This is a genomic window from Amycolatopsis sp. FBCC-B4732, assembly GCF_023008405.1.
Classification (GTDB): Bacteria; Actinomycetota; Actinomycetes; order Mycobacteriales; family Pseudonocardiaceae; genus Amycolatopsis; species Amycolatopsis pretoriensis_A.
The window spans coordinates 7,488,904-7,507,316 of sequence record NZ_CP095376.1 but is presented as its reverse complement, the minus strand read 5'-3'; the positions used below and the strand labels follow the sequence as shown (position 1 = coordinate 7,507,316).

Sequence of the window (18,413 nt, the reverse complement as noted above, 5' to 3'; positions counted from 1 at the left end):
CCATCCCTTCGACGTCATATGGCGGGCGTCGTCTGGAAAGGAATTAGGAAGAATGCTGATTTCCCAGCGGCCGGCTCTCGGCGAAGAGACGGTCAACGAGACCCGCTCCCGGTTCACCATCGAACCGCTGGAGCCCGGCTTCGGCTACACGCTCGGCAACTCGCTGCGTCGTACGCTGCTGTCGTCCATCCCGGGCGCGGCCGTGACGAGCATCCGCATCGACGGCGTGCTGCACGAGTTCACCACCGTTCCCGGGGTGAAGGAAGACGTCACCGACATCATCCTGAACCTCAAGGAGCTCGTGGTGTCCTCGGAAGAGGACGAGCCGGTCACCATGTACCTGCGCAAGCAGGGCCCGGGTGAGGTCACGGCGGCCGACATCGTGCCGCCGGCGGGTGTCACCGTGCACAACCCGGATCTGCACATCGCGTCGCTGAACGGCAAGGGCAAGCTCGAGATCGAGCTCGTCGTCGAGCGCGGCCGCGGTTACGTTCCGGCCCTGCAGAACAAGCAGGCGGGCGCGGAGATCGGCCGGATCCCGGTCGACTCGATCTACTCGCCGGTGCTCAAGGTGACCTACAAGGTCGAGGCCACCCGTGTCGAGCAGCGCACCGACTTCGACAAGCTGATCCTGGACGTCGAGACCAAGCCGTCGATCACGCCGCGCGACGCGGTCGCGTCGGCCGGCAAGACGCTGGTGGAGCTGTTCGGTCTCGCCCGCGAGCTGAACGTCGACGCCGAGGGCATCGAGATCGGCCCGTCGCCGCAGGAAGCGGACACCATCGCTGCCTACGCGATGCCGATCGAGGACCTGGACCTCACCGTCCGGTCGTACAACTGCCTCAAGCGCGAGGGCATCCACACGGTGGGCGAGCTCGTCTCGCGCAGCGAGGCGGACCTGCTCGACATCCGCAACTTCGGCGCCAAGTCGATCGACGAGGTCAAGCTGAAGCTCGTCGGTCTCGGCCTCGCGCTGAAGGACAGCCCGCCCGGGTTCGACCCGACCGCGGCGGCCGCCAGCTACGACGGTGAAGGCTGGTCGGAGGGTGTCGGTGGCATCGCCGACGGGATTTCGGACGGCCACGACGATGGCCAGGACTACGCAGAGACCGAGCAGCTCTGAGGCGCTGAGCCTGGACGCTGTGAGCTGAACTAGGAGAACCAATGCCCACCCCTACCAAGGGAGCCCGGCTCGGCGGGTCGTCCGCGCACGAGCGGCTGATCCTGGCCAACCTGGCCACGCAGCTGTTCGAGCACGGCAAGATCACGACGACCGAGGCGAAGGCGAAGCGGGTCCGCCCGCTGGCCGAGAAGCTGATCACGAAGGCGAAGCGGGGCGACCTGCACAACCGCCGTCAGGTGCAGAAGGTCGTCCGTGACAAGGACGTCGTGCACAAGCTGTTCGCCGAGATCGGTCCGCACTTCGCGGAGCGGGCGGGTGGCTACACCCGGATCACCAAGACGATGCCGCGCAAGGGCGACAACTCGCCCATGGCCGTCATCGAGCTGGTGGCCGAGAAGACGGTGACTTCGGAAGCCGAGCGCGCTCGCAAGACGAAGTTCGCGAAGGACGAGAAGCCCGCCGCCGCCCCGGCCGCGGAGGAGACCACCGAGGCGCCCGCCGCCGAGGAGGCTCCGGCCGAGGACACCGCCGCCGCCGAGACCGAAGCCCCGGCTTCGGACGAGGCCGACGCGGACGCCAAGAAGGACTGAAGTCCTGACGGCAGATTCGACACCGGACGAGCCCGCCACTCCCGCTGGGGAGGGCGGGCTCGTTCGTCTGCGTCTGGACGTCTCCTACGACGGCACGGACTTCTCGGGCTGGGCCCGCCAGCCGGGCCGCCGGACGGTCCAGGGGCTCCTGGAAGAGGCGCTGCAGCGCCAGCCGCCCGGGGCGTCGGTGCCGAAGTCCGTGGTCGTGGCGGGCCGCACGGACGCCGGCGTGCACGCGACCGGCCAGGTCGTCCACGTCGACGTCGTACCGCTTGCCCCGGGGGCTCCCGGCCGGATCCCCGTGTCCGCCGAAGGCATCCCGGACCTGACCCGCATGACGGGCCGCTGGAACCGCCTCCTGCCCGGCGACGTCCGCGTCCTGGGCGCCCGCGTCGCCCCGGCGGGTTTCGACGCCCGGTTCTCGGCGATCCGCCGCCACTACCGCTACCGGGTCTCGGACGCGCCCTGGGGCGTGGACCCGTTGCGCCGCAACGACACCCTCGCGTGGGGCCGTCCACTCTCGACGGACGCGATGAACGCGGCCGCGGCGGAACTGCTGGGCCTGCACGACTTCGCGGCGTACTGCAAGCAGCGCGACACGGGCACGACGATCCGCGAGCTGCAGCGCCTGGTGTGGACGCGGGTGGACGAGCACCTGCTGGAGGTCGAGGTCTCGGCGGACGCGTTCTGCCACTCGATGGTCCGTAGCCTGGTCGGCGTGCTCCTCCTGGTGGGCGACGGCCGCCGCACGGACAGGTGGCCGTCGAAGGTCCTGGAGAGCGGCATCCGCGACAGCGCGGTCGCCCCGGCCCACGGCCTCACCCTGCTCGGCGTGGACTACCCGCCGGATGCGGAACTCGCGGCCCGCGCGGACCAGACCCGCAACGTCCGCACGTCCCCCGCCGGTCGTGAGTGAGAAACAGGGTCAGAACACTGTTTCCCGCTCACGAGGGCCGGGCGGGTCAGTCGCCGCGGCGGACGGGGCCCAGGAGCTGCTGCTCCTTGCCCGTCGTCACCAGGCGAAGGGGACGCCACAGGTTGCGGCCCAGCGCCACCACCTGGTCGTCCTTCAACGTCGTCAGCTGCCGCATCATCTGCGGCGGCAGGCGCCAGATGCGGGCCGCCAGCTCGGCCTGGCCGGCCGGGAGGCGCTGCATCAGGACCAGGTCCGCCGCGTTGGCCGTGGCGCCCGCCTGCGGGTGCAGGTACGGGAGGACGTAGATCGTCGTCTGCCACGGCGAGCGCGGGGGGAACAGGTCCTGCGGGGTCGGGCCGCCGTCGGTGACGACCAGCAGCGGTGCGTCCTCCGACGGCCTCGGCAGCTCGACCGGGGACAGGCGGCGGATCTGCACCAGCGGGGACGGCCGGCCGTCGCGGCTGCCGGCCGCCCGGGACAGCACCTGCCACTCCGTCGGACGGCCCGTCGCCACCACGACCCACGCGCCGACCGCCATCGCGCGCATCGCGACCTGGCGGGCCAGGTACAGCCCGCCCACCAGCACGATGCGCGTCGGGGTCGAGCGCAGCGCCGAGATCGTCAGCGGCTCGCCCTTGAGGCCCGAGCCGAGCACGATGCCACCGCGGTCGCCCGAGGGGCTGATCGCGTCGAGCATCGCGGGGTCCACGGTGAACTCCGGCGACACCCCGGTGTTCTGCCCGGCGTCACGGACGCGGGAAGTCATGCCGTACCTCCGATCGGCAGCGTCGCGGCGAACGCGGAGACCTGCAGCCCGCGCAGCGGCGTCAGGTCCACGCCGAGCCGCTCGGACAGCCCGTGCAGCCGCTGGTCGGCGGCGTCGAGCTCACGCGGGTTGCGCGCGCTCAGCCGGACCACGCCGCGCAGCCCGATCTTGCCTTCGTCGGACGCGGGGGAAATCGACATCGCGAGGGTCGCCGACAGCGCGCGGACGCTCGTCAGCGCGTCGAGGCTGCCGGCGATCTTGCCCTTCGGCCAGCCGGTGATCGCGTAGCTCGCGTGGCCGATGCCGGCCGCGGTCACGCCGGACCAGCGTTCCTGCAGCGTGACCTTGTTCGGCGAACCGGCGACCGCGGTGAGCTCCGCGGCCGAGATGCCGGCGCGCAGCAGCTCGTCCGGGTCCAGCGGCCGGGTCGGCACGCCCTGGGACTCGAGTGCGTTGCGCACCCGCGAAAGCGCGCCGATCAGCGCGCGGTGGGCGCCGACGACGCCGCCGCCGCGCTCGCGGATCGCCGCCGGGCAGCGCTTCGGGTCCAGCCGGATCGCGACCCACGTCGTCCGCCGCGCCGCCGCGGGCAGCGGCCCGAGCACCTCCATGTAGGAGCTGAGCGCCGGCGAGTCCGACGGCAGCGCCGCGCTGCCCGGGTAGCAGTGCCAGATCATCTGGATGGCGTCGAGGACCACACCGCGGTCTTCGAGGCAGGGGGCGAGCGCCGACAGCGGGAGGCTGGGCGCGCCACCGGCCTGGGTGATCAGTGCCGGCGTCGGCTCGACGAGCAGCACCGCCGTCCACGTGCCGTCGTTCCAGGAAAGGCCGACCTGCTGGCGTTCGTGGTCGACGCCGTGCGCCACCACGAGGTCCGGCACCGCGATGCGGAGCAGGTTCACGCGGGCGTCGTCCGGGCCGGTCACCGCGGTCTCTTCGGCCGCCAGCTCCTCGACGGTGCTCGGCGGCAGCGGGTTCGCGGTCCGGTCGTGGGAGCGGAACGAGTAGCGCATCGTGAGGCCGATCCACTGGGTGAACCAGCGGCCGCGCCAGCGCAGCAGCGCGACGATGAGGGCGAAGGCGACGATGCCGATGCCGACGTACTTGAGCGACATGTCGATCGCGAGCAGCACCAGCCCGACGGCGAGGCCGACCTCGAGCACGACGAGGTTCGCGACCGGGAGCGGGCCGAGGTTGACGCCGGAGGAGCGGCGCCGCGCCGGCGGGGCCAGCCGCGTCGCGCCGGACGGGGGAGCGGGGCTGTCTTCGGGTCCCTGCGGGCCGCTCGGGCCACCGGGTCCACCAGGACCGCCGCCACCGGGACCACCCGGGCCACCAGGACCGCCGCCACCAGGACCGCCGGGTCCACCCGGACCACCGGGGCCGCCAGGCCCACCAGGACCGCCGGGGCCACCGGGACGCGGACCGGGACCACCGGGACCAGGAGCGCCGGGACCGGGGCCACCAGGGCCACGCGGGGGCATGCCGGGACCGCCCGGGCCACCCGGACCGCCACCGGGTCCGCCAGGTCCACCGGGTCCGCCGGGGACGCCTCCTGGGCCGCCGGGACCACCGGGTCTCACCGGACGCGGCGGCGGGCCCGGCTGGCGGCCGGGCGGCGGGGGCCCGGGCGGGCCAGGCGGACGTGGAGGGTTGGTGACGGACATCCGCGCTTTCTCTTCCCCTCGTGCTTGCTGCGTACCCGGAAGCCGGGTCCCGGGGAGTCCGACACTAGCTTGAGTTGGTAGAAACCCCACACCAGACGGTCCCCGTACGGCTATCCTGCGGAACCGTACCGCGACGGGGAGAGCTGTAGGTCGAGAATGCCATCAACACCCACGACTAAGTCTCAGGTTCAGGCGTATCAGTTCGTCCTGCGGCGGATGCAGTCGGCGCTGGTCCGGCGGGACGCCGTGATGCTGCACGACCCGATGCGCACCCACACGAGGGCGACCATCGTGGGGGTCGTGCTGGGCGCGCTCGGCATGATCGTGTTCATCGTCTGGGGCCTGCTCAGCCCGGCGCCTTCGGTGCCGGAGGCCGGGAACATCGTGATCGGCGAACAGTCCGGCACGGTCTACGTCGTCACGGGCAACCCGAAGAGGCTGATCCCCACGTTCAACCTCGCGTCCGCGCGCCTGCTGCTGCTGGCGCAGTCGAAGAATTCGAGCGCGGGCAGCGGCGGCACGCCCGCGGCACCGGCCGCGCCCGCCGCGGCGAGCCCCGCGAGTGTGAAGAACCCCACGGTCGTTTCCGACGCGCAGCTGGAGTCCATTCCGCGCGAGAAACTCACCGGAATTCCGGACGGCCCGCAGCTGATCCCGTCGGATTCCCAGCGCATTTCCCCGAATTGGGCGGTGTGCGACCAGGTCCAGCTCGACCCGTCGCTGCCGAACCCGGACACCGGAAAGACCAACACCTACGTCTTCGGCGGCATCGCGCCCACCGGTCTCGGCAGTGAGCTGGGGGAGAACGAAGCGCTACTGGCGAAGGCCGACAACGGTAAGACCTACCTCGTCTACCGGCTGCCGAGCTCGCGGAACCGGCCGAACGCCAACACCGTGCGCGCCGAGGTCGACGTCGACAACGCCAACAACGCGGTCGGGACGGCGCTGCAGCTGCCGCCGACGGGGCGGAAGATCACGCCGGGGCTGCTGAACGCGATCCCGGAGGTCGCGCGCCTGACCCCGCCGCAGATCCCGAGCGGCCAGTCCCCGGCGGACTTCGACGGCCTGACCGTCGGCGACGTCTTCTCCACACAGCCGACCGGCGCGCAGCCCGACTACTGGGCGATCACGCCCGGCGGCATCCAGAAGATCTCCAACGCGGTCGCCGACATCATCCGCGTCGCGAAGAACGGCAGCGGGAGCAAGATCCAGGTCCTCGGCCTGGACAAGCTGGCCGGCGTGCACGTGCTGCAGCCCACCGACAAGGACTACATCGCGGTCGACGACTTCCCGCGTTCGGTGCCGACGGTGCTCGACGCGACGAAGAACTCCTCGGTCGCCTGCCTGGGCTGGTCGCTGGTCGGCTCCGGCGCCGACCAGGACGCGCACACCTCGGTGTACGTCGACACGCAGCTGCCGGGCCAGAAGGGCACCGGCGACAAGTTCACCCCGATGACGGTGACCACGCCGGGCCCGAACCGCGTGCCGATCAACGGCTTCTACCTCAAGCCGGGCTTCGCCGCGGTGGTCCAGTCCGCGACCGGCAAGGACAGCTTCGGCAAGGGCACCATCCAGCTGGTCTCGGACCGCGGGATCCGCTACAGCGTCCCGGACGCGGCGACGGCGGACGCGATCGGCCTGAACAACCGGCAGCCCGCGCCCGAGTCGGTCATCGGGCTGCTGCCGACCGGGGCGTCGCTGAACACCCAGGACGTGCTCAAGCAGTTCGACTCGGTGCCGATCGACCCGAACGCGGGTTCGTTCTCGACGCCGACCCGCCCGGCGGGGAGCTGAGCGGAACCGCCGGCCCGCTCCGCGCGTCACACGCCCGGAGCGTTGTCTGCTGAGCGGAGGTGCCGTGGCCGGCTTGAGGATGGACGGCGTCGTCGTCGCCGAGTACGCCAAGACGGCCGAGGCGGCCGCCGGCGACTTGGACGCGGCGGCGGCCGGGGTCGGGGGCGAGGGCGTTTCCGCGGAGTCCTACGGGCCGCTGGGGGCCGGGATCGGCCTCGGTGAGTCGTACGGGCGCGCGGCCGGGGCATTGCGGCGCCAGCTGACCGACGGCGCGGAAGCGCTGCGCTCGGCCGCGGAAGCGCTGCGGCAGGTCACAGTGCGCCACGACGGCCAGGACGCCGACGCCGCCGAGCTGATCAAGCGCGCCGGGAGGCTCGAGGGATGATCGCCGAAAGCACGACCGAGTCCATTCCGCACCCGCTGGCGAAGCAGCAGCCGGTGGCGGTGGCGGTGCCGCAGGGCGAGGACATCACCGAGGCGGCCGAGCCGTACCTGGGCTACCTCACCGACCTCGCCCGGCAGCTCGGGGTCCTCGACCCCGTGGAGACGTACTTCCGCCCGCTGATCGGGCGCTGGGCCGACCTGGGCGCCGAAGCGGACCGGTTGCGCCAAGCGGCTTCCGTCGCGGCCGAGGTGTCCACCCGGCTCGACGACCAGCTCGGCCGCCTCGACGCGGGCTGGGAGGGGCGCGACGCGGACTCGTTCGTCGCCTACATCCGGGAGATCGGCGCGGCGGGCGGTGACCTCGAGGAAGCGCTGAACGTCCTGGCGGGCGCGCTCGACGAGCTGGTCGAGACGGTCCGCCACGTCGTCGTCGACCTCGTCGAAGTCCTGGTGGACGCGGCGGACCTGACGTCGGAGACGATGCTCCTCCCGAGCGGCGGCGCCCGGCGGGCGCGGGCCCAGCTGGAAGAGACGCGGGAGTCGGCGAAGGCGCTGTACGAGACCGCGCGGGACGTCATGGAGGCGTTCGACCGGCTCTGCGAAGGCGTCGACGACCCCGACGCGGCTTCGCGGAGCATCGAGATCCGGCACCGGTACCCGCAGGAGAAGTTCAAGCTGCACGACGGGGCGCTGAACGAGGGCGACGCCGCCGACCCGGCCACGCCGTCGCCGGCCGGGGAAGCGACGACGCCGTCCTCAGCCGGACCTTCGGACGAGGTCACGTCGCCGTCTTCGGCGGAGCCGAAGCACACCGCTTCGGGAACCCCGGACGACGCGCAGCCCGCCGACGCCCCGCAACCCGCGCCCGCCCCGGACCACGCGGCGAACCAGCAGACGTCCGGCGGTGTCCCGATGATGCCGATGATGGGCTTCGGCGCGTTCGGCGGCGGCGGTGGCGGACGGCGTCAGCCGAAGACCCGCCCGGTGACGACGTCGTCGGAACTGCTGGGCGAGCCCGGTCTGGTGGCCCCGCCGGTGATCGGCGAGGACGAGAAGCCGGCGCCGGAGAAGAAGAAGCCGTGAGCTTTCCCTTGGCCCGCGCGGGAAACGCGGGCCAAGGGGAGGTCGTCAGCGGCGGGCCGGCCCGGTCTCGGCCGTGCGGGTGCGGCGGAGCGTGCGCATCACGAACAGCGTGATCAGCAACGCCACCACGCCACCGCCGGTGCCCGCGAGCGCCACGATCACCGGGGTCGAGCTGCGGTCGTTCGCCGGCGGCAGCTGGGCCATCTGCTGGGACGGGATCGGCGCCATGCCCCCGACTTCGGACGGCAGGGTCGCGGTCAGCGCGGCCACCGGGTCGACCACGCCGAAGCCGACGAAGTTGTCGCGCCCGCCGGGTGCGGCCGGGTGCTGGGCCGTCTGCTTGATCCGGTTGACGATGCCCCGCCCGTCGAGCTGCGGGAACTTCGCCTTCACCAGCGCGGCCAGCCCGGCGACGTACGGCGCCGCGAAGCTGGTGCCCTGGATCTCGCTGGCCTTGTCGCCGCTTTCGAAGGTCAGGTTCGCGAGGCCGTTCGAGCCTTCGGCGGGGTCGAGCGAGACGATCTTCGTACCCGGCGCCGCGACGCCCACCCAGGGGCCGTGCACGCTGAACGCGGCCACGCCGCCGGTGTCGTCGATCGCGCCCACCGACAGGACGTCGTCGGCGAACCACGGCGGCGTCACGATCGTCTTGGGCTTCTTCGCGTCGGGCTGGTCGTTCTGCGGGCACGTGTCCGTCGCGTTGCCCGCGGCGGCGATGATCACGACGCCCTTCTCGGCCGCGAAGTGCACGGCGGCCTGCACCTGCTGCTCGCCTTCGGTGATCGACCCGGTCGCCGGACGGCAGTTGTCGACCGACATGTTGATGATGTCGGCCTCGTTGCGCTCGGCGATGCCGCGGATGATCTCGGCCAGCGTCTTCAGCGTGCCCGCGGTGCCGGCCTTCTCCAGCTGGCGCCCGCCGTTCGACTGCCCGGGCGAGGTCTGGTCGCCTTCGCCGGTCCCGCCGCCACCACCCGACGGCGGCAGCGACGATTCCGACCCGGACGGCGGGTTGGTGCTCGACGAGGGCGTGCCCGCGGTGCTGGACGACGGCGGCGGCGGCGCCGCCGTTTCCGTGTTGGGCTCGTAGTTCTCGCTCAGCTGGCGGTAGGACACGATCGTCGCGTCCGGGGCGACGCCGACGAAGCCGACCTCGGGGTTGTCCGGCTTCGCCGCGATGATCCCGGCGACCTCGGTGCCGTGCCCGTCGCAGTCTTCGAGCCCCGGCGGCTGGCCCTTCGTCGTGGTGGAGACGTAGTCGCCGCCGGGCAGGAGGTTGGGCAGCCAGGGGTGCCGCGTCACGCCCGTGTCGACCACCGCGACCCGGACGCCCTTGCCCGCGCCGCCGCCGGTGGCCGCCTTGACGATGTCCTGCGCCTTGGAAATCTGCAGGTAGTCCTGGCCCCAGGGCCGGTACTTGATTTCGATGTTCTGGCCGAGGGTGCTGCGCTGGACGCAGCCCTTCGACTGCTTGTAGTTCTTGTCCGGCTTGCGCTCGTCCGGGATCAGCTTGCCCGGGTCGACCGGCGGCGGGGTCGCGAAGTAGCCGTCGGTGGATTGCTGCGCCCACCCCGGCACCGCCGTCCCGAGGGGCGCCAGGACGCCGATCGTGCCGGCCAGCAAAGCCGTCGTGGTCCGCCGTGCCACTGACATCCGAGATTCACCCGATCCGGTTACTTGAAGTTCAGGTGCCGCAGGGTGGTGTAGAGGTCCATCACACCCAGGGCGAGCGGGAGCACCGACGCGATGCAGAGCGCTTCGATGATCTCGACGGTCCGGCGCAGCGGCGGCGAGAAGCGCTGGTTCGGGAAGATCACGCCGACCACGAGCGCGCCGGCGGCGAGCAGGATCAGCGCGCCGAAGACGTAGAGCAGGCGGTTCTGGGCGCTCGCCGAGATCAGCCAGCCGACGCCGATCCCGGTCGCCGAGACCAGGCCGGTGGTGAGCAGCGCGATCGCCTGGCTGCCGTTGGCGTACGCGCGGGCGCGCAGCAGCAGCACGAGCGTCGCCACGACGCCGAGGATGATCCCGAACACGCCGGGCGCGCTGGCGGCGATGACCGCCGAGACGGCGACGGTGGCGCCGCAGCCGACCATCAGGCCGGTCATGTAGTTGTGCGCGATCGCCGTGCGGAGCTCGATCGCGCGGTAGTCGGGGAAGCCGGAGTCTTCCTTCAGCTCTTCGGCGTTGCTGGGGACGTGCGGCAGCGGCAGCTTCGCGAGCCAGATCGTGGCGCGCGGCAGGATCGAGATGCAGGCGAGGGCGACCGCGACCGTGCCGGCCGCGATGCCGGCCGCCGGGTGCGCGACGAGCGTGCCGAAGAGGAAGGCCAGCCCGCCGAAGGTGCCGGCGGTGGCGGCCGCGATGAACGTCGTGATGCCGGCGCCGATGACCATGATGCAGACGGACGCGACGATGATCACGAGGACCGCGCCGAGCAGCAGGTTCGCCCGGAGGGAAAGGCCCGGCACGATGTAGAAGCCGCTGACGAAGGCGAGTGGCAGGCCGCCGGCCGCGGCGATCAGGACGCCGGTCGCTTCCGCCTGGTAGGCCTTGGCGAGCGTCGCGCCGACCGCGACGCACGCGATCGCGCCGATGCCGCCCGCGATGGCCGCGCCGAGCGCGCTCCCGCCGTAGAAGGACCCGCTCATGAACAGCGCGACGGCGGCGATGACCAGCGCCAGCCCGCCCGCGACGTGCCCGAAGCGGTTCGCCGTCTCCTTGGTCCACGGCCGGAAGCTGTCGGGCGAGGACTCGGCGATGGCGTCGACGACGTCGTCGTAGAGCGGCGGCGGCGGGTTCTCGTTGCGCTTGCGCAGCTGCAGCAGCTCACCGTCGACGACCCCGAGCGAAGCCAGCGTCCGGCTCGGGTCGAGCGGCGCGTCCCCGAGCTTGGCGAGCGCCCAGCCACCGTGGCGCGCCCCACCGTCGGGCGCAGTTTCCTTGGCCATGTCCAGCAGCATCGGCAGGAGGTCGGCCACCGCGACGTCGGCGGGCAGCGCCACATCGATCCGCGTCGAGGGCGCGACGACCGTCACCCTGCTGAAAACTGTCGTGCCCGTAGCCACTGCACTGCCCCCGCTCGGTCGAGACTGCTCCCGGGGGGAACTTATACCGAACCCCGGTGCCGGCATCATCGAACGTCCGAAATTCACCGCCGGGCCCAGCTCGGGTCACCGGCGGCCCGGCGCGGACGTCATGAACGAGTCGTTCACGTCGTCCGGCGCCAGGGCTCCGGCAAAGTCGGATCGGCGCGGCCGCTCCGGCGGCCCGTACCGTCGTGAACGACCCTTTCACCTCGCCGGACGCGGTGAACGACTCTTTCATGACGTCCGGTCCCGGGAGTCATGGTCGGGTGCCCCGGCGAACGCAGGTCGGTGCCCGGAGGGCGGCGTTACTGTCGGTGCAGCGCCGTACACTCGCCTGGCGAGGTCGGACCGGGTTCACGAGGGCGTTGCGGCATCCGCCGGAATTCCGCCGCGGCGTTCGATAGGTTGTTCGCGCACCTTGCGCACCAAGCGGTGGCCGCCATCGTCGAGTTTGAATGAGGGGTCCTTCGATGAGCACGCTGCAGTTCAAGAAGTCGCCGCGGCTGGCGGCACCGCGCCCGCCGGGCGGTGAGGTGCACCTCGAGCCGCCGCCCGAGGTGCCCCGGGTCATCCCCGGCAACATCGTGATGAAGGCGCTGCCGATCGTCATGATCTTCGCGTCGCTCGGGATGATGGTCTTCATGTTCACCGCCAGCGGGCGGAACCCGATGATGATGGCCATGGGCGGCATGATGGTCGTCGGGACGCTCGGGATGATGGCCGGCGGCGGTGGCAAGGGCGGCGGCGCCAAGCGCGCCGAGATGGACGAAGACCGCAAGGACTACCTCCGCTACCTCGGCCAGATGCGCGACCGCGCCCGCGAGGCGATGGTCGACCAGCGCGCCGCGCTCGAGTGGGTGCACCCCGACCCGCAGTCGCTGTGGTCGCTGGCCGCCAGCCGCCGGATGTGGGAGCGGCGGCAGAACGACCAGGACTTCCTGCACCTGCGCGTCGGGCGCAGTTCGCACCGCCTCGCGACGCGGCTGGTCCCGCCGCAGACCGGGCCGGTCGACGAGCTGGAGCCGATCGCCACCCTCGCGCTGCGCCGGTTCGTGCGCGCGCACTCGATCGTGCCGGACCTGCCCACCCAGATCACCCTCCGCGGGTTCGCCGCGGTGAGCATGCAGGGCGACCGGGCGCTGACCCGCGGCCTCACCCGCGCGATGCTCGCGCAGATGGTCACCTTCCACAGCCCCGACGACGTGCTGGTCGCGGTCGCCACCGCGGGCCGCGCGAAGGAGGAGTGGGAGTGGGCGAAGTGGCTGCCGCACGCCCAGCACCCGACGCTGTCGGACGGCATCGGCCAGCTCCGCATGATGGCCGGTTCGCTGGCCCAGATCGAAAACTGGCTCGACGAAGAACTCCGTGACCGCCAGCGGTTCTCGCGCAACGCCACGCCGGCGCCGGACCAGCCGCACGTCGTCATCATCATCGACGACGCCGAGGTCACCCGCGAAGAGCAGATCGTCCTCGAGGAGGGCCTGGTCGGCGTCACGCTGATCGACCTGTCCGACTCGCTCGGCAACCTCGCCGCCCGCCGCGGCCTCCGGCTCGTCGTGGAGGCCGACCGGCTCGGCGCCCGCAGCGCCGGCGGCGTCGAGTGGTTCGGCCGCCCCGACACGCTCAGCCTGGTGGAGACCGAGTCGCTGGCCCGCCTCATCTCGCCGTACCGCGTCGGCGGCGCCGCGGGCCAGGACGTCGGCGACGAAGAGCCGCTGCTGTCCAACCCGTCGCTGCTCGAACTGCTCGGCATCCCGGGCGACCCGATGACCTTCGACGTCCAGCAGGCGTGGCGGCCCCGGCCGATCCGCGACCGCTACCGCGTCCCGTTCGGCGTCGGCGAGTACGGCCAGCCGGTCGAGCTGGACATCAAGGAAGCCGCCGCCGAGGGCATGGGCCCGCACGGCCTGTGCATCGGCGCGACCGGTTCCGGCAAGTCGGAGTTCCTCCGCACCCTGGTGCTGGGCCTGCTGGCCACGCACTCGTCGAGCACGCTCAACTTCGTCCTCGTCGACTTCAAGGGTGGCGCGACGTTCATGGGCCTGGACAAGGCCCCGCACGTCTCCGCGGTCATCACCAACCTCGCGGACGAGGTCACGCTGGTCGACCGCATGAGGGACGCGCTGGCCGGCGAGATGAACCGGCGCCAGGAAGCGCTGAAGAACGGCGGCAACTTCAAGAACGTCTGGGAATACGAGAAAGCCCGCGAGAACGGTGCGGACCTCGACCCGCTACCCGCGCTGTTCATCGTCTGTGACGAGTTTTCCGAGCTGCTGTCGGCGAAGCCGGACTTCATCGACCTCTTCGTCGCGATCGGCCGGCTGGGCCGGTCGCTGCAGATGCACATGCTGCTCGCCTCCCAGCGCCTCGAGGAAGGCAAGCTGCGCGGCCTGGATTCGCACCTGTCGTACCGGATCGGCCTGAAAACCTTCTCCGCGGCGGAGTCCCGCGCCGCGATCGGCGTGCCGGACGCGTTCGAGCTGCCCTCGGTCCCCGGTGGTGGCTACCTGAAGTACGACACCTCGACCCTGGTGCGGTTCAAGGCGTCCTACGTCTCGGGCCCGTACCGGCCGGCCGGCCTGAAGGCGGCGGGCCCGGCGGCGACCGTGGTCCGCGCGGACAAGCGGCCGCAGCTGTTCGTCCCGGACTTCGTCGAACTGCCGAAGGAGCCGGAACCGCAGTTCATCGAGGAAGCCCCGAAGGAAGAGCAGCGGCAGCCCGAAGAGGCGGTCGAACCCAGCGAGCTGGACGTCATCGTCTCGCGGCTGGTCGGGCAGGGCCCGCCGGCGCACGAGGTGTGGCTGCCGCCGCTGAAGGACCCGAACTCCCTCGACACGCTGCTGCCGAACCTGAACCCGACCGACGACCGCGGCCTGTCCCCGGTCGGTTTCTTCGGCAACGGTCGGCTGCAGGTCCCGCTCGGCATCATCGACCGGCCGTACGAGCAGCGCCGCGACCCGCTGTGGGCGGACTTCTCCGGTGCGTCCGGCCACGGCGTGATCGTCGGCGGCCCGCAGTCGGGCAAGTCGACGATGCTGCGGACGCTGATCATGTCGATGGCGCTCACGCACACCCCCGAGGAAGCGCAGTTCTACTGCCTCGACCTCGGTGGCGGCACGCTGACCGGTCTGGCCGACCTGCCCCACGTCGGTGGCGTCGCGGTGGCGCGGCGCGAGCCGGACAAGGCGCGGCGGATCGTGGCCGAGCTGACCACCCTGCTCACCGAGCGGGAAGGCCGGTTCGGGGCGATGGGCATCGACTCGATGACCGAGTTCCGCAACCGCAAGCGCCGCGGCGAGATCCGGCCGGACCAGGACCCGTTCGGCGACGCGTTCCTCGTCGTCGACAACTGGCGGGCCCTGCGCGACGACTTCGAAGAGCTGGAAACCACCATCACCCGGCTGGCCACGCAGGGTCTGTCCTACGGCGTGCACGTCATCGTCGCCGCCAACCGCTGGGCGGACATCCGGCCGGCGATCAAGGACATGCTGGGCACCCGGTTCGAGCTGCGCCTCGGTGACCCGACCGAGTCCGACATCGACCGCCGCGTCGCGGTCAACATCCCGGCCGGGCGGCCCGGCCGCGGCCTGACCCGGGAGAAGCTGCACATGCTGGGCGGTCTCCCGCGGATCGACGGGTCGAGCGACCCGGAGACGATCGCGGCGGGGGTGGCCGACGCGGTGGCGAAGATCAAGGGCGCGTGGCGCGGCCGGGTCGCGCCGCAGGTCCGCCTGCTGCCGGAGATGATCACCTACGAAGAGGTGCTGAAGCTCGACACCGCGCGGGACTCCAAGCTGGTCCCGATCGGCGTCAACGAGGAAGACCTGCAGCCGATCTACCTCGACTTCAACGCCGAGCCGCACTTCTACGCCTTCGCCGACGGCGAGTCGGGCAAGACGAACCTGCTGCGGCAGATCGCCCGCGGCATCTCGGAGCGCTACACCCCGTCCGAAGCGCTCATCCTGCTGGTGGACTACCGGCGCACGATGCTCGGCTTCGTCCAGGGCGACGCGCTGCTCGGGTACGCGGTGTCGTCGAACCAGCTGGAGAGCATGGTCGGGGACGTCTTCAACTCGATGACGCGGCGCCTGCCGGGCCCGGACGTGACGCAGGAGCAGCTGAAGACGCGGTCGTGGTGGAAGGGCCCGGAGCTGTTCATCCTGGTCGACGACTACGACCTGGTGGCCACGTCGACGACCAACCCGCTGCGGAAGATCTCCGACTTCCTGCCGCAGGCCAAGGACGTCGGCCTGCACCTGGTGGTCGTGCGGCGCACCGGTGGTGCGTCGAAGGCGATGTACGACCCGATCATCGGCAAGCTCAAGGAGATCGCGGCGCCGGGCATGGTGATGAACGGTTCCCGCGACGAGGGCGCGCTGGTAGGCAACATCAAGCCGAGCGCGATGCCGCCGGGCCGGGGCAACCTGCTCACCCGGAAGGCGGGCAAGCAGCTCATCCAGGTCGCGTGGATCCAGCCCGACTGACGACGGCGGCGGGACGAGCTCCCGGCGGGGTGGGTAGGTTCCTCCCCGAGGGAGCGCCCCGCCGGCGGGGTGTGGGGAATCGCGACGAAATGTGCGGGAGCTGCTGGTGACGGTCCGGGTTGCGGTGGACTTCGGGACGTCGAGCACCTGCGTCGTCGCCTCCGTGAACGGGCGCGAACCGCAGGTCGTGGTGATCGACGGCCAGCCGCTGATGTCCTCGGCGGTGTTCGCGGCCGCGGACGGCACGCTGTTCGTCGGCCAGGAGGCCGAGCGGCAGGCGGCGGTCGACCCCTCGCGGTACGAGCCGAACCCGAAGCGCCGGATCGACGAGGGCGAGCTGCTCCTCGGCGACAGCGTCCTGCGGGTGACCGACGTCGTGCACGCCGTCCTCGGGCGCGCGGTGGCCGAAGCGCGCCGCCTCGCCGGGGACGCCGAGATCGACCTGCTGGTGCTGACCCACCCGGCGGACTGGGGCGCGATCCGCACCCGGCTGCTGCGGCAGGCGGCGGGCGGGCTGGCGCGCGAGGTCGCGCTGGTGCCCGAGCCGGTCGCCGCGGCGGTGTACCACGCGGCGACGTTCGCGCCGCAGGACGTGACGAACGACCGCACCGTCGAGTTCAGCGGCCGCCCCGGCGACGCGCTCGCGGTGCTGGACCTCGGCGGCGGCACGGTGGACGTCAGCGTGGTCCGGCGGCTGCCGCCGGAAAACGCGCGGGACCGCGCCGGCCGTCCGCAGCGTGGCGGGTTCCAGGTCCTCGCCACCCGGGGCGACCCCGGGTTCGGCGGCGCGGACGTCGACCAGGCGCTGCTGGAGCACGTCGGCTCGCTGGTGTCCGCGGCCGACCCGGACGCGTGGCGCCAGCTCGTGGAAGGGCGGGAGCTGGTCGACCGGCGCCGCCGCCGCGTGCTGCGCCAGGACGTCCGGGGTGCGAAGGAGACGCTCTCGCGGCACGCCTACACGGACGTGCCGATGCCGCCGCCGTTCGCCGACGCCCACGTCACCCGCGAAGACCTGGAGCGGCTGATCGCCGCGCCGCTGGGCCGCGCGGTGGAGCTGACCGTCGCGGCCATCGGCGACGCGGGTCTGCGGCCGAAGCAGCTCACGGCGATCTTCCTGGTCGGCGGCTCGAGCCGGATCCCGATGATCTCCCGGCTGGTGCACGAGCGCACCGGCGTCGTGCCGACGAGCCTCGACCAGCCCGAGACGGTCGTGGCGCGTGGCGCGCTGCGGGCGGTGCTGGTGGACCCGGACCGCACCGGCGCCCTCCCCGGCGAAACCATGGCGCGGCTCGGCGCGGTACCGGGCGGCGCGCACAGCCCGGCGGCGCAGCGCACGGAGGTCGTCCGGCCGGGCGACGTCGCCCCGCGCCAGGCACCGGTCCCGCCGCGCACCGCGCCCGCCGCGGGCGGGTTCCCGAACCGCCAGGGGCCGCCGCCGTCGCCGCCCCACGGCCAGCCCGCGGCCCGCCCGTGGACCCCGGCCGCCGGCCAGCCCGCCCAGCCGGGCCCGCCGCCGGTGCGGCCCGCGCCGGAACCGGCCGCGAAGAGCAAGCGGAAGCTGTGGGGCGTCGCCGGGATCGCGGTGGTCGTCGTGGCCGCGCTCGTCGTCGCCGGCATCCTCGTGTTCAAGAGCTCCGGGAACGACGCCGCGAGCGGGCGCACGCTCTCGCAGTACGACTTCAAGTTCGTCTCGCCGGGGGACTGGGTCCAGACCGACGACCGGGTCGCCGACCGCCAGGTCGTCATCCACCCGCAGGAATCCCGCGACGGCAACGACCTGCTCGTCGCGCAGGAATACGTGATGGACTACGACGCGACCGCCGATCCGCAGAAGCTGGTCGACGAGCTCAAGCGCAGCGCGGAGGCCGACACCGAGCGCTGGAGCGCGTTCAACCCGAGCGTGTCCTACGCCGGCCGGACCGTGATCGGTTACCACGAAAGCAAACCGGACCGGCCGGATCTCCAGGTCGACTGGTACGTGGTCGCGAAGGGCAAGGTGCGGGTGCACATCGGCTGCCAGTACGCCACGGCGCAGCTGAAGGACCGGGTCGCCGTCGCGTGCACGCAAGCCGTGTCCACGGTCGAAATCCTCAACTGAGAGAGGCACGCGGTGCCGTCCGAAGAATTCGAAAGCGCCGCGGCGTCCTTCAAGCGGGCGGGGCAGGACGCGGTGACGCACGCGCGCCGCGTCGCCGGGAACGCGAAGGCGCGCGCCCAGCGGCGCCGCAGCGAAAACGCCGAGCTGCTGAAGCGCAGCGGCCGCGGCGGGAAGTCCGGCGACCCGACGCCCGGCGCGCTGCGCGCCGCCGCCGAACGGTTCCGCCGCGCCCGCGGGCTGCCGGTCGCGGAGGTTCCCGATCCGGTTCCTTCGCTTTCGCAACTTCCCGCCCGGACGCCTCGATCGGGTGATGAAGACGAAGACTTTTCCCAGATGCGAATCATGAAACGCGATCAGTGACGGCGGTGCCGCGGTCGCTGTGCGTGTGCTAACTCCGCTGGTGGAGAAGACATTTTCGG

13 protein-coding genes are annotated in these 18,413 nt (G+C 72.1%); 9 read left to right on the top strand and 4 right to left on the bottom strand.

Annotated features, from left to right (window positions below; all coding sequences use genetic code 11):
- Positions 1-52: 52 nt before the first annotated feature.
- From MUY14_RS33250 to truA, 3 genes are all read left to right on the top strand, one after another.
- Complete coding sequence (locus MUY14_RS33250; protein WP_004558887.1) at positions 53-1,123, top strand: DNA-directed RNA polymerase subunit alpha; 1,071 nt, start codon at positions 53-55, stop codon at positions 1,121-1,123.
- Between the two features lie 41 nt (positions 1,124-1,164).
- Positions 1,165-1,713 (top strand): 50S ribosomal protein L17, encoded by a 549-nt coding sequence (gene rplQ / locus MUY14_RS33245; protein ID WP_247015072.1) that lies wholly within the window; start codon positions 1,165-1,167, stop codon positions 1,711-1,713.
- A 73-nt stretch (positions 1,714-1,786) separates the two neighbouring features.
- Positions 1,787-2,629, top strand: a complete 843-nt coding sequence (gene truA / locus MUY14_RS33240; protein ID WP_247025370.1) for a tRNA pseudouridine(38-40) synthase TruA — start codon at positions 1,787-1,789, stop codon at positions 2,627-2,629.
- 46 nt (positions 2,630-2,675) lie between these two features.
- Here the strand turns inward: truA and MUY14_RS33235 are convergent, their stop codons facing one another.
- Positions 2,676-3,395 (bottom strand): hypothetical protein, encoded by a 720-nt coding sequence (locus MUY14_RS33235; RefSeq protein WP_086862313.1) that lies wholly within the window; start codon positions 3,393-3,395, stop codon positions 2,676-2,678.
- Complete coding sequence (eccE, locus tag MUY14_RS33230) at positions 3,392-4,627, bottom strand: type VII secretion protein EccE (RefSeq protein WP_247025368.1); 1,236 nt, start codon at positions 4,625-4,627, stop codon at positions 3,392-3,394. The genes MUY14_RS33235 and eccE overlap by 4 nt, the downstream gene beginning before the upstream one ends.
- A gap of 591 nt (positions 4,628-5,218) precedes the next feature.
- On the opposite strand from eccE, the gene eccB reads away from it, so the two are divergent.
- From eccB to MUY14_RS33215, 3 genes are all read left to right on the top strand, one after another.
- On the top strand, positions 5,219-6,856 hold the full coding sequence (gene eccB, locus MUY14_RS33225) for a type VII secretion protein EccB (RefSeq protein ID WP_281506201.1): 1,638 nt from the start codon (positions 5,219-5,221) through the stop codon (positions 6,854-6,856).
- A gap of 64 nt (positions 6,857-6,920) precedes the next feature.
- Positions 6,921-7,241, top strand: a complete 321-nt coding sequence (locus tag MUY14_RS33220) for a hypothetical protein (protein ID WP_247015068.1) — start codon at positions 6,921-6,923, stop codon at positions 7,239-7,241.
- Positions 7,238-8,323 (top strand): WXG100 family type VII secretion target, encoded by a 1,086-nt coding sequence (locus tag MUY14_RS33215; RefSeq protein WP_247015066.1) that lies wholly within the window; start codon positions 7,238-7,240, stop codon positions 8,321-8,323. Before MUY14_RS33220 ends, MUY14_RS33215 begins: the two co-directional genes overlap by 4 nt.
- Before the next feature lie 45 nt (positions 8,324-8,368).
- Here the strand turns inward: MUY14_RS33215 and MUY14_RS33210 are convergent, their stop codons facing one another.
- A complete protein-coding gene (locus MUY14_RS33210) occupies positions 8,369-9,976 on the bottom strand; it encodes a S8 family serine peptidase (RefSeq protein WP_247015063.1) in 1,608 nt (535 codons plus the stop codon).
- Between the two features lie 20 nt (positions 9,977-9,996).
- Complete coding sequence (eccD, locus tag MUY14_RS33205; RefSeq protein WP_247015061.1) at positions 9,997-11,361, bottom strand: type VII secretion integral membrane protein EccD; 1,365 nt, start codon at positions 11,359-11,361, stop codon at positions 9,997-9,999.
- 521 nt (positions 11,362-11,882) lie between these two features.
- Between eccD and eccCa the strand changes: the two genes are divergently transcribed.
- From eccCa to MUY14_RS33190, 3 genes are all read left to right on the top strand, one after another.
- On the top strand, positions 11,883-15,896 hold the full coding sequence (gene eccCa / locus MUY14_RS33200) for a type VII secretion protein EccCa (RefSeq protein WP_247015059.1): 4,014 nt from the start codon (positions 11,883-11,885) through the stop codon (positions 15,894-15,896).
- A 106-nt stretch (positions 15,897-16,002) separates the two neighbouring features.
- On the top strand, positions 16,003-17,994 hold the full coding sequence (locus MUY14_RS33195) for a type VII secretion-associated protein (RefSeq protein ID WP_247015057.1): 1,992 nt from the start codon (positions 16,003-16,005) through the stop codon (positions 17,992-17,994).
- Positions 17,995-18,006: 12 nt separating this feature from the next.
- Positions 18,007-18,354 (top strand): hypothetical protein, encoded by a 348-nt coding sequence (locus tag MUY14_RS33190; RefSeq protein ID WP_247015054.1) that lies wholly within the window; start codon positions 18,007-18,009, stop codon positions 18,352-18,354.
- Positions 18,355-18,413: the final 59 nt, after the last annotated feature.

Excerpts from the sequence above, each read along its gene's own strand:
- rplQ (WP_247015072.1), top strand. The coding sequence starts at position 1,165 with ATGCCCACCCCTACCAAGGGAGCCCGGCTCGGCGGGTCGTCCGCGCAC.
- eccB (WP_281506201.1), top strand. The coding sequence starts at position 5,219 with ATGCCATCAACACCCACGACTAAGTCTCAGGTTCAGGCGTATCAGTTC.
- MUY14_RS33210 (WP_247015063.1), bottom strand. The coding sequence starts at position 9,976 with ATGTCAGTGGCACGGCGGACCACGACGGCTTTGCTGGCCGGCACGATC.
- MUY14_RS33235 (WP_086862313.1), bottom strand. The coding sequence starts at position 3,395 with ATGACTTCCCGCGTCCGTGACGCCGGGCAGAACACCGGGGTGTCGCCG.
- MUY14_RS33215 (WP_247015066.1), top strand. The coding sequence starts at position 7,238 with ATGATCGCCGAAAGCACGACCGAGTCCATTCCGCACCCGCTGGCGAAG.
- MUY14_RS33250 (WP_004558887.1), top strand. The coding sequence starts at position 53 with ATGCTGATTTCCCAGCGGCCGGCTCTCGGCGAAGAGACGGTCAACGAG.
- eccCa (WP_247015059.1), top strand. The coding sequence starts at position 11,883 with ATGAGCACGCTGCAGTTCAAGAAGTCGCCGCGGCTGGCGGCACCGCGC.